Below are 26326 nucleotides of genomic sequence, written 5' to 3'. Positions count from 1 at the left end.
ATAGAGAGTGGCTTCACCAACCAAGGAGATTGCCATGACCCATCCTGTTCTTGATCGTGACGACCTGGCGCGGGCAGCGCCGAGACTGTCCCAGCTGGCGGAAGAGACGCTGTTTGGCGATATCTGGCAGCGGCCCGCCCTGTCTGCGCGCGAACGCAGCCTGATCACCCTGGCCATACTGGCATCGCTGGGCCGGGTGCAACAGCTGCCGTGGCACATAGCGTTTGCCCAGCAAAACGGCCTGACACGGGAGCAGCTGGAGGAGCTGTTCACCCATCTCGCTTTCTACGCCGGATTGCCTGCGGCGGTCACCGCCGTGAGCTACCTGCCCAGCCGTGAGGAGCCGCACCCATGCCGCTGACCCGTATCACTCTGCGCGAGGGGATGAGTGACGTGCGCCTGCAACAGCTCTCCGACCTCTATCATGAGACCCTGGTGGAGGTGTTTGATGTACCGCGGGAGGACAAATTCCAGATCCTGGAGGTCTTGCCAGCCAAGGCGCTTGTTTATCATCCCCACTATCAGACCGGCCAGCGGGACGGAGACTTCATCCTCTTCCAGATCCTGGCGGGGAGGCCGCGCAGCACTGAGGTCAAGCAGCGACTCTATCTGCGGCTTGCCGAGCGCCTTCATGCGGATTTGGGCATCCATCCCGACAACCTCATGGTGGTGATCCAGCTGAACGGCAGCGAGGAGTGGAGCTTCGGACGGGGTCTGATGTTTCGGCCGGAGGTGATCTTATGATCGCCATGCACTACAGATTCACCCTGCCGGCGGACTACGACATGGGGCTCATCGAGGCGCGGATTGCCAGCAATGGCGCCAGACTCGACGGCTTCCCCGGCTTGCTGTTCAAGGCCTATCTCTATGGTCGCCATGACGAGGCCGCGCTGCCATGCCGGGAGAATCGCTATGCCCCCTTCTATGTGTGGCAAAGCGTCGAGGCGATGCACAGTTTCCTTGTCAGCGAGGGTTTCGCGGCGCTCACAAGGCACTTTGGCTGGCCCCATATCGAGACCTGGCATCTGCTGTCAGCCCCGCAGATGGAGGCGCTTGACCAGGCCAGGGTGGCCATCTTGCGGCGCACCTGCATTGCGCCGCATTGCAGCCTGGCCGAGTTGCATACCGGGGCCATGCTGAGCGGATGGGATGTTTCCCGTTGGCAATGGTTGGAGGTGGATTTCCTGCCGTCGCTGCCGCCGACGATACCGGCAGGGGCCGACGCCTATCACATTGGTTATCTCGCCAAAGGCGTTCCAGCCTGAGTGGGTGACGACGACATGAGGGGGATCCATGTCCTCACTCGTCATTTCACCTGCATGCGGCGTTAAACCTGGTTTGCAGTGAAGTGCTGGTGTTTAGCGCTTGATGGTCGTTGTCAGCCGCATACGATCAAGGTTCTCGTAGGATATCGGCAGGCAGATTCGAGATGACGGCGCTCGCCTGGCGGGGCATGATCTCGAGGTATTGCGTACGGACACACCACCCCGGATAAAGGAGCCTGCATGTATCTGCCATCCCATTTCGAAACGCCCGACCTCGCGTCGCTGCATCAACTGATCCTGGCCCATCCGCTGGGGGCCCTGATCACCCACGGTGAGCGGGGGCTAGATGCGAACCACCTGCCGTTCGAGTTCGATGCCGATGAGGGGGAGCATGGGATCTTGCGTGCCCATGTCGCCCGCAACAACCCGCTCTGGCAAGAGGCCGGCAATGGCGACGAGGTGTTGGTGATCTTCAAGGCTGCAGATGCCTATATCTCCCCCAGCTGGTATCCGAGCAAGCAAGTGCATCACCAGCAGGTGCCGACCTGGAACTACAGCGTGGTACACGCCCACGGCCGAATTCGTATCCACGATGATGCGCGCTTCGTGCGCCGTCTGCTGGCGAACCTGACCCGCACTCATGAGGCCATCGAGTCTGCCCCCTGGAAGATGGCGGATGCGCCGAGGGAATATATTGAGGCCATGGTGCAGGCCGTGGTCGGCATCGAAATCGAGATAACCGAGCTGGTCGGCAAGTTCAAACTGAGTCAAAACAAGGCGGAGGCGGATCGTCAGGGCGCGGCAGACACCTTGCAAGCGCGTGGGCAGGTAGAGATGGCCGAGTCTATGTTGAGTCCACCATCGTCGCTGCCACAGCAATAGATTATCCCGTCTGGTCTCAATAAAAACGGCAACCCAAGGTTGCCGTTTTTATGTGTTTATTTGCAATCAGGCACTGGCATTGAGCAGCTTGCCGACCCCTCCGCCCTTGCCATTGGGCAGGGTCTGCTTGAAGGCGCCGAGCAGTTGATCCAGATTGAGGTCGCTGCTGCCCAGTGTGCCTTTGAGGGTATCGAGTCTGCTTTGCAGGGCATCCAAGCGGGTGCTCTGGGTGCCGTTGGCGAGCTGGTCGCGGGCTGTGTCTATGGCCTCGGTCAGAGAGTGGCCATTGTTTTCCTGACCCAGGGTCTGCATCAGCTCGCTCATAAACTGGTTGATGGCGGGGCGGTTCTGCTCGCTGTCGGCATCCTTGACCCCCAGCCGCTGGAACAGGCTCTGGACTGTGGGGGGCAGGCGTTCTTCCTGTACCGGCTCAGGTTCGGGCTGGGCTTTGGCGTTGCTGCTCAGCAGATAGCTGCCCAGCTTGAGGGCTATCGAGGCGATGGGAAGCAGGGTGCTGATCATGATGTCACTCTCCGGTACGGCTGATGACAATGACAGAGCAGGGATTGAGCCAGCTTGGCGAAAAATGCAGCAATCTAAGACAGGGTCCTGATCCTGCTGTGAATTTAGTTTCTGGGGCTATATGGGGGAGGGGAAGGATTGCGGGAGAAGCGGCAAACCCTTGCAGCGCCAGGCTGGCCGGTTTGCCGCCGAGGTTGCCGGATCAGAGGTCCCTGAAGGGGCGACGCTTCTCCTCTTCGATGACGATGGCTTCCAGGTTGGCAATACGCTCCTGCAACTTGTTGATGATCACATCCTGCTTGCCGAGGCGGTCAGTGATGCGGGCATCTCCCAGTTGGTAGCGGGCACGTTTGGTGAGATAGCCGAACAGCATGCTGATAAAGACGATCAGGACTATGCCTGTCCACATGGTCATGAGTGACTCCTTGTCGATAAATATGCGAGACATGGCCCTGTTGTCTCATACCCGGTGAGGGGCCGCAATGCCCGCTCTGGTGGTGAGCATGAGCCCTGTGATACCCGGGCTTATGCCATCCCTTGCCAGGAACTTGATGCCAGCCATGTTTGTGGTGGTAGCGGGTCTTGTCCCCTCAGACCCCCTGCCAGAGGGGGCGTCCGAGCCAGAGTCCCCACAGGGTGAGGTGCAGCAGCACGATAAACCAGAACACCAGCCGGTAGCTGCCCTTCTGGGTCTTGTGACACAGCCAGTGGCGGGCGACCAGCGCCCCGGGCCAGCCACCGCACAGCTCCAGCAGATGGAGGCGAGATTCGGGGATGCGCCAGCCACCGCGAATGGCCTGCCGCTTGTCGTGGGCGTAGGCCAGTACCGTCAGCAGGCTCATGGTAGTGAGGATGGCGAGCGGCCACCAGTTGGCGTCAGCCAGGCCAAGCCAGGCGGTCCAGAGCAGGGGAAACAGGGCGAGCCAGATCACAGTGCCAGCTCCCAGCCACGGGGGGCGTCAGGGCTCAGACTGCGGATCACCCTGGCGGGGTTGCCCACGGCCACCGAGTCGGCGGGGATGTCGCGAGTCACAACGGCGCCAGCCCCTATGATGGAGCGCGCCCCTATGGTGACACCGGGGCAGATGATGGCGCCGCCGCCAATCCAGCAGTCATCGCCTATGTGTACCGGCTTGTTGTAAGCGGTCCAGTTGCGGCGCTCCAGGTAATCCATGCTGTGGGTGGCCGTGTAGATCTGCACATTGGGGGCCAGCAGCACATGGTTGCCGATATGCACTTCACCCACATCGAGAATGGTGACGTTGAAGTTGAAGAAGGTCTGCTCGCCGATATGGATATTGCGGCCAAATTCACAAGTGAAAGGAGTGCTTATCCAGCTGGAAGCGGGACAGTGGCCGAACAGCTCGCCGCAGAGGCGCTGGCGCAGGGGGTGATCCCCGGCGGATGACGCATTGAGTTGTGCCAGCAGCGCCTGACCCCGGATCCTGTCATTCGCTATCTCTTCGCTCTGGCTATCCAGGGCGCCGCCCGCCAGTATCTTGTCCCAGTTGCTTGCCATGCTCGTCTCTCCTCATGTGCCAAGAGGAGCCAGTATACGCCACCCGTCTTGCAGCGTCAGGCTGTCACTTGCTGCAAGATCAGGCGCTTGGCCAGATGAGCGGCAGGATCAGCAGGGCAGAAACCAGATAGGGCAGCAGCACCATGAGTCCCAGCCGGCGCCCGCCAATACCCAGTGCCAACACGCCTTTCACCAGCGAGTTGACCAGCCCTGCCAGCAGTATGCCCCGGGCCGCGACCTCCAGCCCCAGATCCTTGTGGGAGAGCTGGGAGAGCGACAGGGTAATGGCGTCCACGTCCGTGATCCCGGACACCAGTGCCAGCAGATAGACACCCGAGTCACCCACCCGGCTTTGCAACAGTGTTGCCATGAAACCTATCAGCGCCAGCAGCAGGCCGAACTTGATGGCTGTGGCGAGATCCAGCGGATTGCTGGTTCGGGGCTGCACGGGCCCGTCGGTCAGCGCTTCCCGCTGGCGCCAGAACCAGAATGCAAAGCCGTAGACAATGACTGCCAGCAGCAGCAGGGGAGCGGCGAGGCGCATCGCCAGCTCCTTGTGGATCAGCAATACCAGCACCAGCAGCCGCACCCACATGGTGGCCCCCGCCAGCAGTATGCCGGTGGCCAGCAGCCGTTCCAGCCCGCCCTGCTCCTTGTTGAGGCGGGCAAACTGCAGCGTGAGGGCGGTGGAGGATGCGAGCCCCGCCAGCATGCTGGTGAGCACCAGCCCGGCGCGGGTGCCGAGCAGACGCACCGCGAAGTGGCCACAAAACGAGATGCCGGCGATCACCACTACCATCAGCCAGATCTTGAAGGGGTTGAAGGCATCGAGGGGCCCCATCTCCTCGTTGGGCAGCACCGGCAGCAGCACCAGGGAGATAAGCAGAAAGCGCAGTGTGGCGTGAAATTCGGTTTCGCTCAGAAACAGCATCCCTTGCTGGATCTTGCCCTTGAGCCCCATCAAGAGGGCGGCCAGCACGGCGCAGGCCACCGCCTCGCTCGGGCTCAGCAGCACGGACATCAGCCCCAGCAGATAAGTGAGCAGCATGGCCACCGAGCTGGTGAGGCCGAACTCCCCTTGCCAGCGCTGGGCCAGCCAGACCGAGAGGCCGCAGCCCATGACCACCGCCAGCAGACCGAGCAGCGGCAGCCAGGGGCCCAGAGTCGGCAACAGCAGGGCGCAGACACCGCCGAGCAGGCCGATGAGGCCATAGGTGCGCATCCCGGCGATGCGCTGGTTGTCCCCCAGCTGGCGCACCTGCCAGCCACGCTCCAGCCCTATGATGAGGCCGATGGCCAGCGACACCAGAGCGCCATTGACGGGGTCTGCATTGATCCACAAAACGACTTCCTTTTCGCTGTGTGATTGCCTTGAACCCATGATGGCACAGGCTGTACCGGGGCAGAGAGGCATGGCTCACAGAGTGTGCGAGTGGCGCCGTTCGGCGGATTGATATGAGCAAAAGAGATAAGCAAAGCGTTATTTCTTGGTTCTCGGCATAACAAGCCCGCGGCATGCTGCATTCAACCCAAGGATATGGAGTATCACCATGAAACTACGAATGACAGCCCTGACCCTGCTCTCCCTGCTGGCCTTCGGTCAGGCCAATGCCGCCGAGATCCGTCTGCTCAACGTCTCCTACGATCCGACCCGCGAGCTGTTCCAGGAGTACAACGCCGCTTTTGCCAAAGAGTGGAAAGCGAAGACGGGTGACGATGTGGTGGTAAGCCAGTCTCACGGTGGTTCCGGCAAGCAGGCGCGGGCCGTGGTGGATGGGCTTGAGGCGGATCTGGTGTCGCTGGCGCTGGCCTATGACGTCGATGCCATCGCCAAGGAGGGGCTTATCGCCGCCGACTGGCAGAGTCGCCTTGCCAACAACGCGTCCCCCTACACCTCCACCATCGTCTTCCTGGTGCGCAAGGACAATCCCAAGCAGATCAAGGATTGGGGCGATCTGGTGCGCAAGGATGTGGCCATCGTCACCCCCAACCCCAAGACCTCCGGCGGGGCGCGCTGGAACTACCTGGCGGCCTGGGGCTATGCCCTGAAGAAAAGCGGCAGTGAGGAGGGGGCCAAACAGTTCGTCGGCGATCTCTACAAGAACGTCAAGGTGCTGGATTCAGGGGCCCGTGGCGCCACCACCAGCTTTATCGAGCGCGGTCTCGGCGATGTCTTGCTGGCGTGGGAAAACGAAGCCCTGCTGGTGCTGGGTCAGGCTGGCAACAGCGACAAATTTGAACTTGTGGTGCCGTCCGTCTCTATCCTGGCGGAGCCGCCGGTAGCCGTGGTCGACAAGGTGGCCAGGAAGCATGGCACCGAGGCTGTCGCCAAGGGGTACCTTGAGTATCTCTACTCTGACGAGGGGCAGCGCATCATCGCCAAGTACCACTACCGCACCAGCAATCCGGCGATCCAGAAGGAGACGGCAGCCCAGTTCCCGCAACTGACCCTGTTTACCGTCAAGGATCTGGAAGGGGACTGGGACAAGGCCCAGCAGAAGCACTTCGCCCAAGGCGGGCTGTTTGACCAGATTTACCAGCCGGGCGGCTAAGGCCCCCTGCTTCCTTGTGGCATGTTCACCCCGCACTGGCCCCTGTGCCAGCTGATAGGAGCACCAAGATGAACAAGATCCTCCTGGTTCCCGGTCTGCACAACAGTGGGCCGGATCATTGGCAGAGCCGCTGGCATCAATATTTCCCCCACTGGCAGCGCATGGTTGGCCTGCCGTGGGACAAGCCGGACCTGACGGTCTGGAGCGCCAAGTTGGCGAGCAAGCTGCGTAGCCGGCGCGGCCGGGCCCATCTGGTGGCCCACTCCTTCGGCGCCCTGGTGGCTATCACGGCGGCGCGTCAGCAGCCCGACAAGGTGGCCTCGCTCTTTATCGTGGCGCCAGCCGATCCTGCCCATTTCGGCATAGTGGATGAGGCGCTGGCCGGTTCGCTCAAGGTATCGGCCCAGCTGATCGCCAGTCGTAACGATCCCTGGCTCAGTTTCGAGCGAGCCGAATACTGGAGTCGCCAGTGGCAGGTGCCGCTGTTCGATGCCGGTGAGGTGGGCCATATCAATGCCCAGTCCGGTCATGGGGAGTGGAGCCTGGGGCTCAACCTGCTCGGCACCCTCTATCGCCGGGCCGAGATGGTGGTCGAGCCTGCACCTGCTGTGTGGGAGCGACGCGCGGCCCTCAGTTTTCGGTGAAAGGGTTGCCAATACCCGTTCAATTTGCAGAGAAGGAGAGAGAGCACCCGACATGACAACAGCCTGATTTTGATTGCTTGGTACATTGCACGACGCTCCATTTTTTAGGTCTTTTATTTATATAAAAGACCTTTTTTTCATTTTATGGCGCTAAAAACCAGTGCCGCCCTGGTTAGATAAAAAAGTGCTTAGCAAAGGCGTTATTGGTGTTTGTTGTCTCAAACAGGCGTGCGCAGAATCGCTGTATCGAATGTTTTTCATAACAAACGGAAGCGTTATGCGATTTGGTTCTTACTCCGTCTTGCCAGGCTTTGGTCCGACCCTTGGCTTCAGCCTGCTCTATCTCGGTATCCTGGTGTTGCTGCCGCTCTCGGCGCTGGTGTTGTTCGCGGTGAACAATCTTACTGCGGGGGAATTCTGGCAGGTGATCGGCTCACCCCGGGTGCTCGCCTCCTTTCGCCTGAGTTTCGGTGCCGCTTTCATCGCGGCGCTGCTGAACAGCCTGTTCGGCTTGATCCTGGCCTGGGTGCTGGTGCGTTACAGCTTCCCCGGTCGCCGGCTGGTGGATGCGCTGATCGATCTGCCGTTCGCCATGCCTACCGCCGTCTCCGGTATTGCCCTGTGCGCCATCTTCGCCCCCAACGGCTGGATCGGGCAGTGGGTCGCCCCACTGGGCATAGAGCTTGCCTACAACCCCATCGGCGTGGTGATTGCCCTCACCTTCATCGGGTTGCCTTTCGTGGTACGCACCCTGCAGCCAGTGCTGCGGGAGGCAGAGACGGAACAGGAAGAGGCCGCCGCCAGCCTGGGGGCTGACCGCTGGCAAACCTTTTTGCGCGTGCTGTGGCCAACCCTGATCCCGGCACTGCTCACAGGTTTTGCCCTGGCGTTTGCCCGTGGCGTGGGGGAGTACGGCTCCGTCATCTTTATCGCCGGCAACCTGCCCATGGTTTCCGAAATTGCCCCCCTGATGATCATGAGTCATCTGGAGGAGTACGACTATGCAGGCGCTTCTGCCATCGCCGTGATCATGCTGCTGGTCTCATTTATTTTGTTATTGCTCATCAACAAGTTGCAGGCCTGGAGCTGGGCACGCATAGGAGGGACTCGCGTATGAGCGCATCCAACTCGACACTGGATCTGGTCCAGGGTGTGGCGCCAGCCCCGCTGGCCCGCCACCCTTCCGTTACTCGTGAGCCCGTCTGGATCAAATGGCTGCTCATTGCCCTTGGACTGGGCTGGTTTGCCGCTCTGCTGCTGTTGCCGCTGGCCACCGTCTTCATTCAGGCGCTGAGCCCGGGCCTCGCGTTCTTCTGGCACGCCATCAGCGAGCCGGATGCCCAGAGCGCCCTGGGCTTGACCGCCCTGGTCACGCTTTGCGCCGTGCCCCTCAACCTGCTGTTCGGGCTGGCGGCGGCCTGGGCCATCGCCCGCTTCCGCTTCCCCGGTCGGCAGCTGCTCATCACCCTCATCGACCTGCCGTTCTCTGTCTCGCCGGTGATCGCCGGGCTCATGCTGGTGCTGCTGTTCGGCAGTCGCGGCTGGTTTGGCGACTTGCTGAGCGAGCACGACATCAAGGTCATCTTCGCCACCCCGGGCATCATTCTGGCCACCACCTTCATTACCGTGCCCTTCGTGGTGCGCGAGCTGTTGCCCCAGATGGAGGCGCGCGGCCCGGAAGAGGAGGAGGCGGCCATCATGCTGGGGGCGAGCGGCCTGCAGATGTTCTGGCGAGTGACCCTGCCCGGCATCCGCTGGAGCCTGATGTATGGCCTGCTGCTCTGCACCGCCCGGGCTGTGGGGGAGTTTGGGGCTGTCTCAGTGGTCTCCGGCCATATTCGCGGCCAGACCAATACCCTGCCGCTGCATATCGAGATCCTCTACAACGAGTACCAGACCGGCGCCGCCTTCGCGGTGGCAAGCCTGCTGGCGCTGTTCGGGATCTTCACCCTGCTGGGAGAAACCCTGCTGGCCCGGCTACGCGGGCAGCCTGACAAGCCCCACTGATATTGCGAGAGAGGCCCGGCTGCGCGACCTGCCGGGCCCCATACCCCATTGATCTCGATATAACGATTATTGAAAAGAGGCATCTATGAGCATTCAGGTTCAAGGGCTCAACAAGCATTTCAATCAGTACGCGGCGCTGGCCGACATCAACCTCGACTTTCACGATGGCGAGCTGGTGGCGCTGCTGGGCCCCTCCGGCTGTGGCAAAACCACCTTGCTGCGCATCATAGCCGGGCTGGAGCAGGCCGACGCTGGCCACGTCATTATCCGCGGTGAGCATGCAACCGACCTTGATGTGCGTGAGCGCAACGTGGGTTTCGTGTTCCAGCACTACGCCCTGTTTCGCCACATGACGGTGTTCGAGAACGTGGCATTCGGCCTGCGGGTCAAGCCGAGGTCAGAGCGTCCCACCGAGGCTGTCATCCGCGCACGGGTCAAGGAGCTGCTGGATCTGGTGCAGCTCAGCCACGTGGCCGCGCGCTACCCGACCCAGCTCTCCGGCGGTCAGCGCCAGCGGGTCGCCCTGGCCCGCGCCCTGGCGGTGCAACCCAAGGTGTTGCTGCTGGATGAGCCCTTCGGTGCCCTCGATGCCCAGGTACGCAAGGAGCTGCGCCGCTGGTTGCGCGAGCTGCACGACGAGCTGCATGTCACCAGCCTGTTCGTGACCCACGATCAGGAGGAGGCGCTGGAGGTGGCGGATCGGGTGGTGCTGATGAACGCCGGCAAGGTCGAACAGATAGGCACACCGGCCGAGGTCTATGACCAGCCCGCCAGTGCCTTTGTGCACAGCTTTCTCGGCAGCGTGAACCTGTTTCGCGGTCGGGTGGCAGGTCAGGGGCTTGGCATTGGCGAACAGTGGCTGGGAGGCCCCATCAGCTCTCATCTGGCGGAGGGCAGCGCTGCGATCGCCTATGTGCGTCCCCACGAGCTGGAGATAGTGCCTGCGGATGCAAGCGGGGGGATCCGCGCCACCATCACCCGACTGCTGCCCATGGGACCGCGCATCCGGGTGGAGTTGCGTGGCATTGGGGATACAAACGGTGCACACTTCGAGGCCGAGTTGAGCAAGGAGGCGGCCCGCGCCTTCAGTCCGGGCCAGGGGGTGCGGCTGGTGGCCAAACAGGCCCAGCTCTACCCGGACTACCAGATTTGATGGCCAGGGTTTGCATCCAGGCGAGAGCGACTCGCCGCCACCCTTGCCAACCGACAGGATCAGGGCGTGACCCTCTTATCGCGATAACAGTATCAGGCTTGCAGTCCGGCACAGGGTCGGGCTGGCAATAACAAAAACGGCGGCGGGACCAACCCGACCGGCCGGTCAGCGCAGGAGGCGATGACGTGAATTTTCAGCAGTTGCGAATCATTCGAGAGGCAGCACGGCGGGATTACAACCTGACCGAGGTGGCCAATGCCCTGTTTACCTCCCAGTCCGGGGTCAGCCGCCATATCCGCGAGCTGGAAGAGGAGCTGGGGATCGAGTTGTTCATCCGCTACGGCAAGCGGCTGCTCGGCATGACAGAGCCGGGCAAGGAGTTGCTGGTGATCGCCGAGCGCATCCTCAATGACGCCAACAATATCCGCAAACTGGCCAGCACCTTTGCCAACCGCGAGTCCGGCAGGCTGCTGGTGGCAACCACTCACACCCAGGCCCGTTACGCCCTGCCGCGGGTGGTGAAGGCGTTTCGCGAACAGTTTCCGCTGGTGCAACTGGAGCTGCGTCAGGGCAGCCCTGAGGAGATAGTGCGGCTGGTGCAGACCGGCGAGGTGGATATCGGCATCAGCAGCGAGCGGCTCGACAAGAGCGAAGGGGTGGTGGCGTTTCCCTACTACCGCTGGCATCACAACATAGTGGTGCCCGAGCAGCACCCCCTCACTGCCGAGCGGGAGCTGACCCTGGCGGCGCTGGCACACTGGCCCATCATCACCTATCAGGCCGGGTTGACCGGACGGGCGCGGGTGGATGAGGCGTTTGCCGAGGCCGGTATCGCCCCGCAGATCCTGCTGACCGCGCAGGACTCCGACGTCATCAAGACCTATGTCGAGCTGGAGATGGGGGTGGGCATACTGGCGGACATGGCGTTCGACACCCAGCGCGACAAGGGACTGGTGCAGCTGGACGGCAGCCGGCTGTTTGCGCCCCACACCGCCTGGATCGGCCTCAAGCAGGGGCAGTTCCAGCACAACTTCGCCTGGCAGTTTATCCAGCTCTGCAATCCGGAGCTGGCGCTGGCAGACATTCAGGCCCGCGCCATGGGCGGTGAGCCTGTCATCGACTACCAGATCTGAACCTTGCCAGAAGATGTGAAACGGGGAGCCAGTGGCTCCCCGTTTCGTTGATGGCGTCATGCTGCGCCTGCGGATCAGTTGACCAGGATCCAGGCATCCTGCCAATTGCTACCGACCCCGGGCTCATACTGGGTGGCGCTGGCCGACCACTGGCTGCACCAGCCTCGATAGGGGAAGGGCTTGCACTGATAGACCTTGCCGTTCTTGGGTTGCAACACCTTGGTGCCGTCCGTGTAGGAGGTCAGTCCCTGCGGGAAGGTGAACTGGTAGTCACCGCCACCTGCCGAGTCCTTGAGCATCAGGTCCAGGGTCTGTTGCAGGGCTTCGCCACCCGCCTTCGGCTTGGCCTCGATCACCAGTTGGTGGTGACCCGCGCTGAGCCCGGTGAGCGGCATGGTGAAGCTCTGGCTGCTGTCCTTGATGTCGGCGGCAGACTGGCCCTTGGCCACACCACCATGGTCATACAAGGTATTGGTGACAGTCAGATCCCCCTGGGCAGTGATGGTGAAGTCGAGGGTCACCTTACCGTCGTCGAGCAGGTATTCGCTCTCCAGACCGCTCACGCTGATGTCGTTGCCCACCGGCGGTTGCAGCTGTTCGAGCTGGATCTCGACCCGTTCCAGTGCGCTGCCTGCCTTGAGGTAGACGGGGTTCTGGCCGTAGACGGGGTTGAACTGATTGTCGGCGTTCTGCTGACCGGCGCGGATCTGGCTCTGCTCCGCATTGATCTTGCTGGCCAGGGCATGGGCCCAGTTGTTTTTCTGGCCTTGTTCCGTGGTGGTGATGGTCAACTCGGTCTGCAGATCGGGGCGTACGCCATTGGCGTCGAACACCAGAGCTCTGGCCTTGTCACCGGCCGCCAGATCGGTGGAGGGATAAATGGTGCCCCCCTGGCTCCAGCTCAAGGGGGGCTGGGTGCCGCCCTTGAAGTTGGCATCGATCAGGTTGTAGAAGCTGTTGCTGGTATCACCCACTTCCCACACCCCCAGGATCAGCTGATAACCGGTGCGCTCCGGCAGGTTGCAGTTGTGGGTGACCTGCTTGGGTGGCTGTACCATGTTGCCATCCACCACGCAGAAAGGGGTGAGATCGAAGGCGGCACGGGTCAGCGGCTGGTTCGGGTTCCAGTCCTGTTTGGTGAGGTAGTAACGCCAGTTGCGGGTGACATGGTTGGCGGTGAAGGTCCAGCTGATGGCGAATGGCCCGGCCTGTACTTCACGCCTGGTCCAGCGATCGCTGGTCTGGGCGTTCAGCTCACTCCAGCGGGAGCTGCCCGCCGAGGCAATCTGACCATCCTGAGGGCCTGATTGCGGGAAGCCGGAGGGGCCTTCCACGCTCTGGGGTTCCCATTGCACAGCGCCACACTGGCTGTTGCCACCTTTGTTGCACAGGTAGTTACGGCTCTCGGGCTGGCTGATGTAGCCGTGGGCGAGTACGCCACCACTGGCCAGCAGCGCCAGCGCTGCCGCGACGTGATTGAGTTGGATTTTTGCTGCCATACATTCCTCTGTTCGATAGATGTGGGCAGTCAAGTTGGCAGGGGAGTTCCCCGATACACACTTGCGTGTGGCAACCCCGCTATCCTGGACGACATGTCTTTAGACCGGAGGTTTTGCGTCTTGGCCTTTCAACCAGTTTGCCAAATGACTACATAAAGGGTCATGGTGTCGCACTTTGCGACACTACCATCATGACTAATTTTGATTAGTTAATTAAGTGTAAATGTTTACAGCTTGACTCATCGGAGTAGAGCTAAAACTTAACGTTATGTTTTTAATGGTGTATTTAATCGACAAGCTAAGCTGAATGTCGCCCATCATGTCGATAAAATGCAAAAATTCGACATTTTTCATCAATGAAAAAATCCTCTGCCAGCGGGCTGACAGAGGATGGAGTGCGACAAGGCGAGACGATTCAGTGGCGCGCGCGCGGGCGTTCGGCCTGATGTGATTGCTGATGCAGGGGGGCCAGCCGCTGTGCCAGGGTCTGATCGATGGCAGTGCCCAGTTTGAACACCGCCAGTCGCTCATCCAGACTGCGGGAGAGGTCTGCCAGCAGCTCGCTCTCTTTCGCCAGATAGGTGGCGGATTGTGACATCTCCTGGGCCGAATCATTGATGCCACTGACGTTGCGGTTCATATCCTCGGCCACCACGCTCTGCTGTTCCGCCGCTGTGGCTATCTGGATCGCCATGTCGCTCACATGCTGGATGTGGTTGACGATGAGGGAGAGATCCTGCCCTGCCTTTTCGGACTGGCTGACGCTGCTCTCCGCCAGCTTGCGGCTGGCATCCATGGCACTGGCGGCGGTCACTGCCCGCTGCTGCAGCTGGGCTATGGTGCTCTGTATCTCCTCGGTGGACTGGCGGGTGCGGCTCGCCAGTTGGCGTACCTCGTCGGCGACCACGGCAAAGCCGCGTCCCTGTTCCCCGGCCCTGGCTGCTTCAATGGCGGCGTTGAGGGCCAGCAGGTTGGTCTGCTCGGAGATGGCGCTGATGACGGCGGTCACCTCGCTTATCTGCATCACTCCCTCCTTGAGCTGATTGACCTGCTGGGTGGCCTGTTCCACCTCGGTGGCCAGCGCCTGTATGCCATTGACACTGGCATGCACGTCACGGTTGCCCAGCCCGGCCTCGCTGGTGGCTTCCTGGGTATCCCGGGCGGTATTTTCGGCGTGACCCGCCACATCGGCAATGGTGGCGCTCATCTCGTTCATGGCGGTGGCGAGCTGGGAGAGTTGATCCCGCTGGCTGTTGACCGCCTGATTGGTCTCCTCTGCCGAGGAGGCGATCCGCAGGGCGGCATCTGCCACGTTGCGGGCCCCCTGGCTGGCCTCGATCAGGGCGTGACGAATGGCGTCGAGCCCCTGGTTGGTGCAGGCGGCGACGACCCCCATTTCATCCTTGCCGTGTACCGGTATGCTGATCACCAGATCCCCGGCCGCCACCTGCTGCATGGCTCGCTTGATCTCGGCCAGGGGATTGACGATGGAGCGGCTGATGGCAAACCCCAGCAGCCCCATTAGCAGGATCACCAGCAGGGTGGCGCCGCCCATCAGCTGGTACTGGGACCAGATGGTGGCCTGAATGTCCTGCAGCAGTACGCCAGAACCCAGGATCCAGCCCCAGGGCTGATAGCCGGCGACCAGTGACATCTTCTGGGCGGCATCACCAGAGGGCCCTATCCACTGGTATTCAAGGCGGCCATGTTGGCCCCCCTTGCCAAGATCCACCATGCGTTGCCAGTGATCGCCGGCCGTCTCGGTGCCGCTCTGGCCCATCTGCTGGCCAACCAGTTCCGGTTTGACGGGGTGTACCACAACGTGGCGAGTTTCATCGAGTACGAACAGATAGTTGTCGCCATCGAAGCGCATGCTGTTGAGCATGGCCTTGGCTTCTGCCTGAGCCTGTGCGGCGGGCAAGGTGGTGGCGAGTGACTGGATGCGGCTCATGGCGAGATCCAGCACGGCCTGCAGCCTGGCCTCCCGCTCACTCATCAGATTGCGATGCAAGGCACTGGCCGAAATAAGCAGCAGTGCGATGAAACCGACTAGCGCCAGTGAGAGCAGCAACATCAATTTGCGGCTCACTGCGATATCACCAAGCTTGAACATAAGGTCTCCCTGATTTCCCTGTGGGTCTTGCTGTGGCCAGACATGACGATGGCCCTGATTATTTCGTTATTAACATTTAATTAACTTTCAATAACTTGTGGTGACTGAATGCTAATTGAGTGTTTTGACAACCAGTATAGCCAGCAGACAGAAACCGTCGCTTTTGGTAGCGTGGTTGTGCGCATCCCGGCGCATCATTTGCCAAAAAATGTGAATGGCTTGGCATTTCACCAAAAGGAGCGGGCACCCGTGCGGGTCTGCCCCATACAAGAGGGAATTTATGCATTCCATTGCCAGGAATTATTTGAATCAGCTCAATGCCGATTACCTGCAGGTACACAGGCGCAAGGAGGACCTGTTCTGGTCCACCTACATGGGCACCAGTGATGATCAGGCAGGTTTCACCGCCGCCGAGCAGGCCTACAAGGCGTTTTGCGCCAACCCGGCCCGACTGCCGGAGCTCAGAGAGATGCTGGCCCAGGCCGAAGAGGCGGATCTCAAGCGTGGTCTGGGGGGCTGGATTGCCTTCTTCGAGTGCAACGTCATCGAGGATCCGGCTGCCGCCGCCCTGATGGACGAGCTGGTGGCGGCCGAGGCAGCGCTGTTTGCCCGTCGCCGGGAGCTGAAACTCGGCTTGCTGGATGAGCAGGGTCAGCAGGTCGTCGGCAGTCTGCCCGCCGCCAGCACCTCCCTTGCCGCCAGCCCGAACGAGGCGGTGCGCCAGAGCGCGCTGGCCATGTTCCATACCCTGGAGCAGTGGGTGGTCGACAACGGCTTTCTCGAGGTAGTGGCGATCCGCAACCGCTTCGCCCGTGCCATGGGGTATCGCGACTATTTCGATTACAAGGTGCGCAAGAACGAGCAGATGAGCCCGGAACAGCTGTTTGCCGTGCTGGATGATTTTATCGCCCGCACCGAGCAGCGGGTGCAGCAGAGTCTGGCAGAGCTGAAAAGCGCCAAGGGAGAGGCTGCGCTGCTGCCCCACAACCTGCGCTATTTCGTCAGCGGCGACGTGACCCGCCAGCTCGACCCCTATGTGCCTTTCTCGCGGGCGCTGAAGGACTGGGCCGAGAGCTTCCGCCGGCTTGGCATCCAGTATCGGGATGCGACCCTGACCCTGGATCTGCTGACCCGGGAGGGGAAATACGAGAACGGCTTCTGCCACGGCCCTGTGCCCAGCTTCTGGCAGGAGGACAAGTGGGTTCCCGCCGTGGTCAACTTCACCAGTCTGGCCAACCCGGCTCAGGTGGGCAGCGGCTGGAGTGGCCTCAATACCCTGTTCCACGAGGGGGGCCATGCCGCTCACTTTGCCAATGTGACCGGCAACGCCCCCTGCTTTTCACAGGAGTTTCCACCCACCTCCATGGCCTATGCCGAGACCCAGTCCATGTTCTGCGACAGCCTGCTGGACGATGCGGACTGGCTCAAGCGCTATGCCAGGAATGCGGCGGGAGAGGTGATCCCTGATGAGCTCATCAAGGCCATGATAGCGGCGCGTCAGCCGTTTCGTGCCTTCAACGAGCGCCAGATAGCGCTGGTTTCCTACTTCGAGCGGGATCTTTACGCCATGGAGGAGAGCGAGCGCACTCCGGACGCCGTGCTGGCGCTGGCCCGTCAGTGGGAGCGCAAGATACTGGGGACAGAGAGCCCGAGGCCGCTGCTGGCCATTCCGCATCTGCTGAATCAGGAGTCGGCTTGTGCCTATCACGGCTATCTGCTGGCACTGATGGCGGTGGAGCAGACCCGCGCCTATTTCCTTCAGCGCGATGGTTATCTCACCGACAACCCGCGTATCGGTCCGGATCTGGCGGCTCACTACTGGGGGCCGGGCAACGGCATGACCCACGATGAGACGTTGCAGAGCCTGACCGGCGAGGGATTCAGCGCAGTGCCGCTGGCAGAGGTATGCAACCAGAGCGTGGCCGACGCCTGGGCGCAGGCCCAAGCCTGCATGGCGGCGGCGCAGCAAAGGCCGCCGGCCGGTGAGGGGGCGCCCCTCAATGCCCGCATCCGGGTGGTGCATGGCAGTGAGCTGATTGCCGACAACCGCGAGTCGGAGGCGCGCATGCTGGCGGACTTCGAGGGCTGGATCCGGCGCCAGAGCGAAGTCGAGCCCGCCACCCTGGGCTAGATGAACCCCGCCTGCAAAAGAGCCCTGCCAATTGGCAGGGCTCTCTCTTTATATGGCGAGCGAGTTGATCACATCGTCAGCAGGGTGACCGGCTTGCCCTTGAGGGCGACGAGCAGGTGCTTGCCCGGCAGTTTCTGGCCATCGACCATGATGGAGCTGTTGCTGAAGTTGGCGACCAGCCGGCTGCCATCCGAGAAGCGGGTCTCCTGCACCCGGCCCGCCCCGTCGCGCCAGCGAAATCCCACCAGCGCCTTGTCCCACAATGCCTCGTGCAGCGGCGCGAATTGATCGCTCAGTCTGACCAGCTCGGGCAGACGGCTCTCCAGGGTGCTGCGGCTCAGGTTGACCAGCGGCGGTGTGTTGTAAAGCAGGCCGAGCAGGGCGCGCTCCTCCTTGATGCCCGGAAACTTGAGGTTGTCCAGCAGCCAGTGATGGCTGTTGAGCACAGAGTCGTGGAACACAGCCTGATAGAGGGGCAACCTGTCCGCCGGATTGAACACGGTTTTCAGGTAGCGTGGCTTGAGGCGCGCGGGCTGAAAGAAGACCTGCGGCGCTTCGTCCGGCCACCACTTGCCGAGGTAATAGGGGGACTTGGCCTGCTTGCGCATGCTGGCATCCTGCCAGCCGAACCCCCAGCTCTGGATGCCGTGGGCAAACATCAGCGGCTTGCTGGTGAGGGCATTGCCATCCTCCGAGCCCAGCACCAGCCCGAGCCGCTCTCCCACCCAGGCCATGCGGGCATTGCGGGCGGCGATCATGGCCTGGCTGCCCTGTTGATGGGCCGGGTTGTAATCGTTGGAAGCCATGGCGGTGCCGTCCACGTCGAGGAACAAGCTGTTGATGCCGCTGGCTTTGGCCAGCTCGCTCATGCGGCTCTTGGCGAAGGGCAGGGTGCAACCGGGATTGAGGTAGGCTCCCTCGCCACCAAAGCCAGGTTTGGGTTTGCCGTTGGCCTCCATGATGGCGCAGCGCTTGCCGATCTTGGGAGGGATCTGGGCGGTGAGCCAGCTGTCGTTGCTGCCGGGAAGGATGGCGGTATCGTAGGAGTCATAGCTGCCCACCAGATAGCCCAGGCGCTGGGCGGCGGTGACGGCATAACCCTGTTGCAGGGCCGCCGTCCATTGCGGGGTGCCGAGCCAGAGCTTGTGTAGTCCCGCCTGTTGCAGCGTCTCTATCACAGGCAGTGACAGGCCCTGTCCCCAGCGAGTCTGCGCAACCAGCAGATCCCCCAGCTGACCCCTGACCCACTGCTGGCGCAGGGCCAGCACCTTGCTCTGGCTGACGGGGCCCTGCTGGGCGGGCAGGGGGAGCTGGCTGGCAATCAGCCGGTTGAGCCCGGCCATGATCAATGTCTGCTGCCAGGGCTCGGGGGTCGTTGCGGCCAGCGCTTCCCGCTCCTCGCCGCTGAACGCTTGCAGCCAGGCAGGTTTTTGATTGAGTCTGGCCTGCAGGCCTGGCCAATCTTTCACATCCTGTCGATCCAGCAGGGCATCTCCCCACAGATAGACATGGCTGGCACCAATCAGGCGGCGGCCAGCGGGGATCCGGGCAAACTTGTCGGTGAGGGACTGCCAGGCGCCTTCGCCCTGCAGCCACTCCCGGTAGCGACGGGCCCCTGCCAGCCAGTCATCCCCCACGCTCAGACGCACCACCATGGGAGCCTGCTGGTTGAAGCTGCTGAATTCGTGGCGGGCGCTCAGTTGCAGGCGCCCCCCCTTGCGGGTGAAGTTGAGCTGGTTGTCGTAGGGGGTTTGCAGGATCCAGCTGTAGGTCTGTTTGCCTGCATCCTGGCTCCACAGCGGCAGCTTGAGGTCGTAATGGGTGTTGAGTTCAGCCAGTTCGTCGCCGACATAGCCGAGCCAGTCGCTGTCACGCACCGAGAAGCGGCTGCCCTCGCCAAAGGCCATGGAGAGGTGGGTCTGGTTTTTCGGCAGGCTGTACCAGGCCAGCTGACGGGGTGTGTCGCTGACAAGGATCAGCAGCAGATCATCACCGTCCAGTTTGACCTCGACCCTGGCGTCCTGGGCAGGCCAGTGCCAGCTGGCCTCTTGCTCACCCCGGGTCAGCTTGTCGACCTGACGGGCGGGTTGGCCGGCACTGACCGGCACCTTGTTGACCGAGATGGCCAGGGTATCGGGGGCGATGCGATAGCTCAGCGTCTCCCCTTGCAGTATCAGGGGGGCGGCGGCCAGAGGCGCCGCCAGCAGTGAAATCAGCAGGCAGCCCAGTACTGGCGCCTTTATCCGTAAACCCTTCATTCAAGATCCTTGGCCAAGTCGATGGCATCAGGGTACGCCCTTGCCCGTTCTGCGGTACAGCCAAATTTGCCCGCACCAGCGGCGGCAAGCCCTGGCCTCTTGCCAGGGGCCAGAAGCGGTTGAGGTCGATGATTTCCTGTCAGGGAGGTTATCAGATGGGGCTTGTTTGTGGTCGTGACGTAGTCTGTCGTAGTCAGCCAATACTGGATTCGGATGCGCCAGATTCGCTGCAGGGGGCAATCAAGGGGGGAAGCTTAACCCCATTGCTTGATGGACCATCGATGCAGGCCAATCAAAATGGAATTCTGTTAATTACCTCAATAGTAATAGTGAAAAATTGAGTCCACAGGGACAGGCAACAGACGGTGGCTTATCGAGAATGGTTCCTGTCTGACTCGATTGACTAACTCGCCCACCGCTGCAGAATTGGCCGCCTCGCCACCCCCGATGCGAATCGGGTTCGGAAAGTCACAGGTCTCTTCCCGGAGACAGCTGGACCGCGCATTGAGGAAGGCGTTGGTTCATCCCTCGCCTTTCACCATCACAACCGCACATCCGTCAGGAAGTCACCCTGCGTTGCCACGGCAGCAGGGTCGGACATATGTGCGTAATCGTCAGGGCATTCAAGGACCGATCTGCCCGGCGCGTGTCAAAGGTGGAATGTTGCGAATGAATCGCATCTTTTGGTTATTGGCGCTCTTGCCCCTGTTGGTGTTGGCTGGCGGAGTGGATAGCGTACGGGAAGCCTGGGTCATCCAGGCCAGGGCAGGGGAGCTTGACGCCGCGGCGCAAGGACTGGATGCCCTCTATCGACAAACCGGCGACGGCAAGGTGCTGGACGATCTGATCGCCGTGCAGCTGTGGCGCGGTGATCGCAAGGGGGCGCTGGCAGCCTGCGCCCCCTGCGAGTTCAGTCCCATTGCCAACAGCACGCTGGAAGGGGTGGCCCGCGCCGCCCGGGACGAGAAGCGCTACTTTGAGGCGATCAGCTATTACCGGGTGTTGCAGGGGCGTGACCCGGGCAATCCCACCGGTTGGCTTGGCCTGTTTCTCACCGCCAGCGATCAGGGCAACCGTGTGCTGGCCCATCAGGCGGCAGGAGAGTACGAGGCCCGTTTCGGTCGCGATCGGGCCGTGCTGGAGGCGCGTATCTATGCCGCCCGTCAGGCCGAGGATCCCATGGGGGAGATGCTGGCCCGCCAGCAGTGGCTGGCGCTGGAACCCGGCAACAGTAAACAGGTGCTGGCGCTCTATCGGGTAGCGGTGAGCCTGGGGGCGGGTCCCGCCGCTGCCGACTTGATGGGGCAGTATCCTGCCCTGTTCAAGCCGGTGGATCGGCTCTGGCTCGACTACTACCAGGCGGTCAATTTGCTGCGGATCTCGGCGCAGACCGAGGATCCGGCGCTGGCTCGCACTTCCCTCACTCACACCCTGGCCCTGCAGGACAAGATCCTGGCCCGGGCTCCCCGCGATCATGTGCTCTACCTCAGTGCCCGCCGTGATCTGGTGGTGACCCTGGTTGCCCTCGGTGAGTTTGCCCAGGCGGAGCGGGAGTCTGCCGCCCTGCAAGCCGAGGGGCCGCTGCCGGAATACGTGCAGGAGGCGCGTGCCGATGCGCTGGTTGGGCTGGGGCGAGTGGACGAGGCTTCCCTTATCTATCGGCAACTGGCGACCCCGCAGCGGGCCAAAGACAAGACGCTGCTGGAGAAGCGTTTCTACGCCTACTCGGATGCGGAGCGTTACGGCGCCGCCCAGGGGTTGCTGGCGGGTTGGCAGGAGCCGCCGACCCGCTGGGATTTCACCGGCAATATGCGCATGCCCAACGATGACTACGAGAAGGTGCTGCAGCTCAGAACCCTGCTGCTGGCCTGGCGGGGTCAGGCCGGGCAGGCAGAGGCGCAGCTGGAAGGCTGGCTGAAAACGGCCCCTGCCAATCCCTGGCTCTGGTTGCAGCTGGGGGACATCCGCCGTTGGCGCGGTCACCCGGATGGCGCCGAGCAGGCCTATCAGCAGGCGGTGCGCTGGCTGCCGACTGGCCGTACCCGACTCGCCGAGCCGGGTCGCCTCCACGCCCGCCTCGATCAGGGGCAGTGGCAACAGACACCGCAGGCGGTGCGGGCCCTCGGCAACCTGACCAAGGATCGCCGGGACTTGCAACAGCGGCTGGCTCTGGAGCAGGCCCCCATGCTGACCACTGAGCTGACCCATGGTCGCAATGAAGGGGGCTCGGTACAGGCCAGTCGTGACTGGAGTTACGACAGCCGCTTTTACAGCGCTCGCAATGATGGCGGTGATCGGCTGTTTGTCCGTCGTCAGGGCAGCTTCGGTGAATTTGACGGGCAGCCGGAGCGTGCCGCCTACAGCGGGCTCGGGGCCGAAGTCTCCTTCTATCCGCTGCTGTTGACCCTAGAAGGGGGAATGGGCAGTGAGCTCAATCACAAGGGCTATCTGTGGAGCCGCCTCGACTGGCGGTTGGGCGATCGCTGGACTCTGGGTGCTGCCATCAACCTCAACAGCGCCGATACCCCGCTGCGGGCGCTGGCTCGGGGCAACTACGCAGATCAATATCAGCTCGATCTGGGTTGGCGCCAGGACGAGACCCGGGAGGCGGGCCTGCGGCTGGAACGGATGGACATCAGCGATGGCAATCGGCGGCTCACCGCCTCCGGCTGGCTGCGTCAGGATCTCTGGCGTCGGGATCGCTGGTGGTTCGACACCACACTGCGGGCTGCCACCTCCCGCAACGAGGCGGTGGCGGTGGATTACTTCAATCCCCTGCGGGATCGCAATCTGGAGCTGGAACTGGCGGGGCGTTACCGGCTGCCGCTGGATGGCCGTCGCGCCCTGCTACAGAGCCTTGTCATTAGCGGTAATCAGTACTGGCAGCAGGAGTATGGCGGCGACCCGGGCTGGCAACTCAGCTATCGCCACGACTGGGTGTTCTCCCCCGCACTGAGCCTGGGCTATGGCCTGGGCCGGCGCCAGGCCGTCTACGACGGCAACCCCGAATATGGAAATTTCGTCTTCGCCAATCTGCAATGGAGTTTCATGTGATGAGACGCTGGCTTGCCCCTCTTTTCCTGTTGTTGTCCGTGCTCATGCCGCTGGCCGCACAGGCTGCCCGTCAAACCGATGACTATGTGGTGCTCTGCTACCACGACATCGTCGATCTGAAATTGACCCCCAACCTCAAGCTCTATCCCCAGACCATACGGCGCGACACCCTGATCCGCCACTTCAACTGGATCAAGCAGCAGGGCTATCACCCGGTCAGCTTCCAGCAGGTGCTGGATGCCAAGGCTGGCAAGGCAGCCCTGCCGGAGAAGGCCATTTTGCTCAGCTTCGACGATGGCTACGAGAGCTTCTACCGGCTGGTCTACCCGCTGCTCAAGCTCTACAACTACCCGGCCGTCTATGCCCTGGTGGGCAGCTGGCTGGATGTGCCTGACGACAAGCTGGTGCCCTATGGCAACGACAGGCTGCCGCGCAGCTACTTCGTCGGCTGGCCGCAGATCCGCGAGATGCAGGCCTCCGGACTGGTGGAGATAGCCTCCCACACCTTCGCCTCCCACTACGGCTTGCTCGCCAATCCCCAGGGCAATGTGCAGCCGGCGGTGACCACGGCGGGCTGGAGTCCGGCCGGTTACGAAACCATGGCGGACTATCAGGTGCGGGTGAAAGCCGACTTCGACGCGTCTGTCCGCCAGCTCAAGGAGCAGACCGGCCGGGCACCGCGCATCATGGTCTGGCCCTATGGCGCCTTCAACCAGACGGTGCTGAACCTGGCCCGTGACAGCGGCATGCCCTACAGCTTCACCCTGATTGAGGGGCTCAACACCCTGGGGGATTCCGGAGCCACTGTGCGCCGCTATCTGCTGGAGGAGGATACCAGCCTGGAGACCCTGGACGAGATCATGGGAGGCAATACCTGGGAGCGGCAGGAGGAGCGACTGGTGCACGTGGATCTGGACTATGTCTATGACAAGGATCCGCAGCAGCTGAACAAGAACATCGACCTGCTGCTGGAGCGGATCAAGGGATACGGCATCACCACCGTCTATCTGCAGGCCTATGCCGATGACAACGGCGACGGGGTCGCGGAGGCGCTCTACTTCCCCAATCGCCACATGCCGGTCAGGGCGGATCTGTTCAATCGGGTCGCCTGGCAGCTCAAGACCCGGGTCGGGGTCAAGGTGTATGCCTGGATGCCGGTGATGGCCTATGACATGGGGCCGAACCACACCTATGTGACCGACAGTCACACCGGCGCCCCCGCCAGGGGGCAGTATCTGCGCCTATCCCCCTGGGATGCCGTTAGCCGTCAGCTGCTGCTGGATATCTACGAGGATCTCGGTTTTTACACCAAGTTCGACGGCCTGCTGTTCCACGATGACGCCTTCCTCAGCGATTACGAAGGGCCCATGCCGCTGGCGCGCTCCACCCAGGCCCTACGGGCGCAGGGGGAGCACAAGACTGACTTGCTGATCGACTTTACGCTGGCGCTGCGCGACGCTGCCGCCCGTTATCGCCAGGGAGGGGCTGACGGCCTCAAGACAGCCCGCAACATCTACGCGGCCCTGGTGACCGAGCCTGACGCCCAGCAGTGGTTTGCCCAGAGCATGGCGGCGTTCGCCAAGGCCTATGACTACACGGCCGTGATGGCCATGCCCTACATGGAACAGGCAGAAAACCCGGATGAGTGGCTGGCCCGGCTGGCGGAAACATCCCTGGCCCAGGTGCCGGCCGAGCGGCTGGTGTTCGAGCTGCAAAGCCGCAACTGGCGCACCGATCAGCCGATCCCGGATGAGGAGCTGGCGCGCTGGATGCAGATCATCCAGCGCAAGGGGGTGAAAAACTTCGGCTACTACCCGGACGATTTTCACAACAATCAGCCGGATCCCGCCGTGCTGAAGCCCGTCTTCTCGGTGCAGACCCTGCCTCAGCCAGTCCAGCTGCCGGTGGCCCCCGCCGTGCCCGTCAGTGCGGCCATGGCCACACAAGCGGGGGCGGCACGGTGAGCGGATTTCTCTCAGGCATTGCGATTTTTACCCTGGCCTACCCCAGCATGATGGCCATGGTGTGGATCTGTGGCGGCCTCTATTACTACTTCCAGTGGGAGCGGCGGGACATAGCGCTCGCCAGAACCGGGCTGGTGTTGCCTCGCTATCCCAAGGTGACCCTGATGGTGCCCTGCTACAACGAGGGGGCCAATGTGGAGGAGACCATCAGCCACCTGCTGCGCCAGCGTTATCCCGATTTCGAGGTGCTGGCCATCAACGATGGCAGCAAGGATGACACTGGGCAGCGACTGGATCGGCTGGCGGCGCAGGATGCGCGCCTTACCGTGCTGCACCAGCACAATCAGGGCAAGGCCATGGCCCTCAACAATGGTCTCGAACGGGCGAAGGGGGAAATACTGGTGGGCATAGACGGCGATGCCGTGCTCGACCATGACGCTGTGCGCTGGATGGTGAAACACTTCATCGAGAGCCCCAAGGTGGGGGCCGTCACCGGCAACCCGCGGGTGCGTACCCGCTCCACCATTATCGGCAAGATCCAGACTGGTGAGTTCAGCTCCATCATAGGCCTTATCAAGCGGGCCCAGCGCATCTATGGCACCGTCTTTACCGTGTCCGGGGTGGTGGTGGCCTTTCGCAAGTCGGCGGTGGAGGCAGTGGGTGGCTGGAGCACGGACATGGTCACCGAAGACATCGACATCAGCTGGAAACTCCAGCTAGCGGGCTGGCTCATCCATTACCAGCCCCAGGCACTGTGCTGGGTGCTGATGCCGGAGACGGTGCGCGGTCTCTACAAGCAGCGGCTGCGCTGGGCCCAGGGCGGGGCCGAAGTGATACTGCGTTACGGCCTGCAGGCAATGCGCTGGCGCAACCGCCACTTCTGGTTGCTGCTGCTGGAGTACCTCTCCAGTGTCCTCTGGTGCTACAGCATGTTGCTGCTGGCGCTGATCTGGCTGATCCGGCCCGATCTGGGGGAGCTGGCCGAAGGTCAGCTGTTCCAGTGGACCGGTGTCATCATGACCGCCATCTGCCTGCTGCAGTTCGGGGTCAGCATCTTCATCGACAACCACTATGACAAGACAATGGCCCGCAGCTTCGTCTGGTGTATCTGGTATCCGCTTATCTACTGGCTGCTCAATCTGGTGACAGTGATCGTTGCCGTGCCCAAGGCGATCCTGCGTCGTCGTGGCCAGCTTGCCGTATGGGAAAGCCCTGACAGAGGAGAGTCCTTCCGTGACAAAAAATAAGTTCGCCAACGAGATGATCATACGCAACGGTGCCCGTTGCAGCTGGCAGTACCGACTACGGGATCTGTTGATCCTGCTGGTGACCTGGATTGGCTGGTTGTTTCTGGCGCTGCAACCCTGGCTCAACTATCTGGATAAAGGGGAAGGGGACAGCTTTATCGGCTCGCTGGATGCGCAGGGCGCCGGGCAGCTATTTTTGGCCCTGCTGCTAGGCATCTTCCTGCTGATCCACTCCTGGGCCAAATACAATCAGCTGCTTTACCGCCTGATGCGCAAGCGGGCACTGCGCAAAGCCGGTTAACCATGGGGCCATCAGGCCCCATTTTTGTATCTTCCCTCTTGTCACACTCTGTCACCAAATGGCCGGTGGCTGGCAAAGTCTT

23 protein-coding genes and 1 riboswitch are annotated in these 26326 nt (G+C 62.0%); of the genes, 15 read left to right on the top strand and 8 right to left on the bottom strand.

The genetic code is table 11. The annotated features are described in order from the left end of the window. Positions 1-34 precede the first annotated feature (34 nt). From GWQ27_RS08765 to GWQ27_RS08750, 4 genes are all read left to right on the top strand, one after another. Positions 35-361 (top strand): carboxymuconolactone decarboxylase family protein, encoded by a 327-nt coding sequence (locus tag GWQ27_RS08765; protein ID WP_005313751.1) that lies wholly within the window; start codon positions 35-37, stop codon positions 359-361. After that, positions 352-744, top strand: a complete 393-nt coding sequence (locus GWQ27_RS08760) for a tautomerase family protein (protein WP_275907155.1) — start codon at positions 352-354, stop codon at positions 742-744. The genes GWQ27_RS08765 and GWQ27_RS08760 overlap by 10 nt, the downstream gene beginning before the upstream one ends. Beyond that, on the top strand, positions 741-1265 hold the full coding sequence (locus tag GWQ27_RS08755; RefSeq protein ID WP_275907154.1) for a DUF4865 family protein: 525 nt from the start codon (positions 741-743) through the stop codon (positions 1263-1265). Before GWQ27_RS08760 ends, GWQ27_RS08755 begins: the two co-directional genes overlap by 4 nt. Positions 1266-1505: 240 nt before the next feature. Continuing rightward, the gene (locus GWQ27_RS08750) at positions 1506-2147 is read left to right on the top strand and encodes an FMN-binding negative transcriptional regulator (RefSeq protein WP_275907153.1); all 642 of its coding nucleotides are present in this window, start codon (positions 1506-1508) and stop codon (positions 2145-2147) included. 66 nt (positions 2148-2213) lie between these two features. On the opposite strand, the gene GWQ27_RS08745 is transcribed toward GWQ27_RS08750, so the two are convergent. The 5 genes from GWQ27_RS08745 to GWQ27_RS08725 all read right to left on the bottom strand — a co-directional run bounded on the left by GWQ27_RS08745 (position 2214) and on the right by GWQ27_RS08725 (position 5530). Further along, entirely contained in the window at positions 2214-2669 is a 456-nt protein-coding gene (locus tag GWQ27_RS08745) for a hypothetical protein (protein WP_275907152.1), read from the bottom strand. 202 nt (positions 2670-2871) lie between these two features. After that, the gene (locus GWQ27_RS08740) at positions 2872-3084 is read right to left on the bottom strand and encodes a hypothetical protein (RefSeq protein WP_111588049.1); all 213 of its coding nucleotides are present in this window, start codon (positions 3082-3084) and stop codon (positions 2872-2874) included. A 175-nt stretch (positions 3085-3259) separates the two neighbouring features. Beyond that, positions 3260-3601, bottom strand: coding sequence for a DUF1294 domain-containing protein (locus GWQ27_RS08735; protein WP_265434303.1), 342 nt, complete (start codon positions 3599-3601; stop codon positions 3260-3262). Then, entirely contained in the window at positions 3598-4188 is a 591-nt protein-coding gene (locus GWQ27_RS08730) for a sugar O-acetyltransferase (RefSeq protein ID WP_275907151.1), read from the bottom strand. Before GWQ27_RS08730 ends, GWQ27_RS08735 begins: the two co-directional genes overlap by 4 nt. Before the next feature lie 79 nt (positions 4189-4267). Further along, a complete protein-coding gene (locus tag GWQ27_RS08725; RefSeq protein WP_275907150.1) occupies positions 4268-5530 on the bottom strand; it encodes an MgtC/SapB family protein in 1263 nt (420 codons plus the stop codon). 208 nt (positions 5531-5738) lie between these two features. Between GWQ27_RS08725 and GWQ27_RS08720 the strand changes: the two genes are divergently transcribed. From GWQ27_RS08720 to cbl, 6 genes are all read left to right on the top strand, one after another. Continuing rightward, positions 5739-6740, top strand: a complete 1002-nt coding sequence (locus GWQ27_RS08720) for a sulfate ABC transporter substrate-binding protein (RefSeq protein ID WP_275907149.1) — start codon at positions 5739-5741, stop codon at positions 6738-6740. A gap of 68 nt (positions 6741-6808) precedes the next feature. After that, positions 6809-7384, top strand: a complete 576-nt coding sequence (locus tag GWQ27_RS08715; RefSeq protein WP_219591740.1) for an alpha/beta hydrolase — start codon at positions 6809-6811, stop codon at positions 7382-7384. A 277-nt stretch (positions 7385-7661) separates the two neighbouring features. Beyond that, positions 7662-8501: a sulfate ABC transporter permease subunit CysT gene (cysT, locus tag GWQ27_RS08710; RefSeq protein ID WP_275907148.1), complete on the top strand. Its 840-nt coding sequence runs from the start codon at positions 7662-7664 to the stop codon at positions 8499-8501. After that, positions 8498-9391 (top strand): sulfate ABC transporter permease subunit CysW, encoded by an 894-nt coding sequence (gene cysW / locus GWQ27_RS08705; RefSeq protein ID WP_275907147.1) that lies wholly within the window; start codon positions 8498-8500, stop codon positions 9389-9391. The genes cysT and cysW overlap by 4 nt, the downstream gene beginning before the upstream one ends. Before the next feature lie 85 nt (positions 9392-9476). After that, entirely contained in the window at positions 9477-10544 is a 1068-nt protein-coding gene (locus GWQ27_RS08700) for a sulfate ABC transporter ATP-binding protein (RefSeq protein ID WP_275907146.1), read from the top strand. Positions 10545-10729: 185 nt separating this feature from the next. Next, positions 10730-11677 carry an HTH-type transcriptional regulator Cbl gene (gene cbl / locus GWQ27_RS08695; RefSeq protein WP_275907145.1) on the top strand — a complete coding sequence of 316 codons (948 nt, stop codon included), beginning with the start codon at positions 10730-10732 and terminating at the stop codon, positions 11675-11677. A gap of 74 nt (positions 11678-11751) precedes the next feature. On the opposite strand, the gene gbpA is transcribed toward cbl, so the two are convergent. After that, positions 11752-13176: an N-acetylglucosamine-binding protein GbpA gene (gene gbpA / locus GWQ27_RS08690; RefSeq protein ID WP_275907144.1), complete on the bottom strand. Its 1425-nt coding sequence runs from the start codon at positions 13174-13176 to the stop codon at positions 11752-11754. Between the two features lie 66 nt (positions 13177-13242). Beyond that, positions 13243-13328, bottom strand: a riboswitch (cyclic di-GMP riboswitch). Between the two features lie 263 nt (positions 13329-13591). Beyond that, on the bottom strand, positions 13592-15289 hold the full coding sequence (locus GWQ27_RS08685) for a methyl-accepting chemotaxis protein (protein ID WP_275907143.1): 1698 nt from the start codon (positions 15287-15289) through the stop codon (positions 13592-13594). A 280-nt stretch (positions 15290-15569) separates the two neighbouring features. Between GWQ27_RS08685 and GWQ27_RS08680 the strand changes: the two genes are divergently transcribed. After that, complete coding sequence (locus GWQ27_RS08680) at positions 15570-17420, top strand: M3 family metallopeptidase (protein ID WP_275907142.1); 1851 nt, start codon at positions 15570-15572, stop codon at positions 17418-17420. 68 nt (positions 17421-17488) lie between these two features. On the opposite strand, the gene GWQ27_RS08675 is transcribed toward GWQ27_RS08680, so the two are convergent. Continuing rightward, a complete protein-coding gene (locus tag GWQ27_RS08675; RefSeq protein ID WP_275907141.1) occupies positions 17489-19678 on the bottom strand; it encodes a glycoside hydrolase in 2190 nt (729 codons plus the stop codon). 669 nt (positions 19679-20347) lie between these two features. On the opposite strand from GWQ27_RS08675, the gene pgaA reads away from it, so the two are divergent. The 4 genes from pgaA to GWQ27_RS08655 are packed head-to-tail and all read left to right on the top strand — an operon-like array spanning position 20348 to position 26244. Beyond that, positions 20348-22732, top strand: a complete 2385-nt coding sequence (gene pgaA, locus GWQ27_RS08670) for a poly-beta-1,6 N-acetyl-D-glucosamine export porin PgaA (protein ID WP_275907140.1) — start codon at positions 20348-20350, stop codon at positions 22730-22732. Continuing rightward, positions 22732-24696, top strand: a complete 1965-nt coding sequence (pgaB, locus tag GWQ27_RS08665; RefSeq protein ID WP_275907139.1) for a poly-beta-1,6-N-acetyl-D-glucosamine N-deacetylase PgaB — start codon at positions 22732-22734, stop codon at positions 24694-24696. The genes pgaA and pgaB overlap by 1 nt, the downstream gene beginning before the upstream one ends. Further along, positions 24693-25943 (top strand): poly-beta-1,6-N-acetyl-D-glucosamine synthase, encoded by a 1251-nt coding sequence (gene pgaC, locus GWQ27_RS08660; RefSeq protein WP_169046810.1) that lies wholly within the window; start codon positions 24693-24695, stop codon positions 25941-25943. The genes pgaB and pgaC overlap by 4 nt, the downstream gene beginning before the upstream one ends. Continuing rightward, the gene (locus tag GWQ27_RS08655) at positions 25930-26244 is read left to right on the top strand and encodes a hypothetical protein (RefSeq protein WP_017412598.1); all 315 of its coding nucleotides are present in this window, start codon (positions 25930-25932) and stop codon (positions 26242-26244) included. The genes pgaC and GWQ27_RS08655 overlap by 14 nt, the downstream gene beginning before the upstream one ends. Positions 26245-26326 lie beyond the last annotated feature (82 nt).

Source organism: Aeromonas sp. 5HA1, from assembly GCF_029237245.1.
Taxonomy (GTDB): Bacteria; Pseudomonadota; Gammaproteobacteria; order Enterobacterales; family Aeromonadaceae; genus Aeromonas; species Aeromonas salmonicida.
The sequence above is the reverse complement of the archived record's forward strand: the minus strand, read 5'-3'. Positions and strand labels throughout refer to the sequence as shown.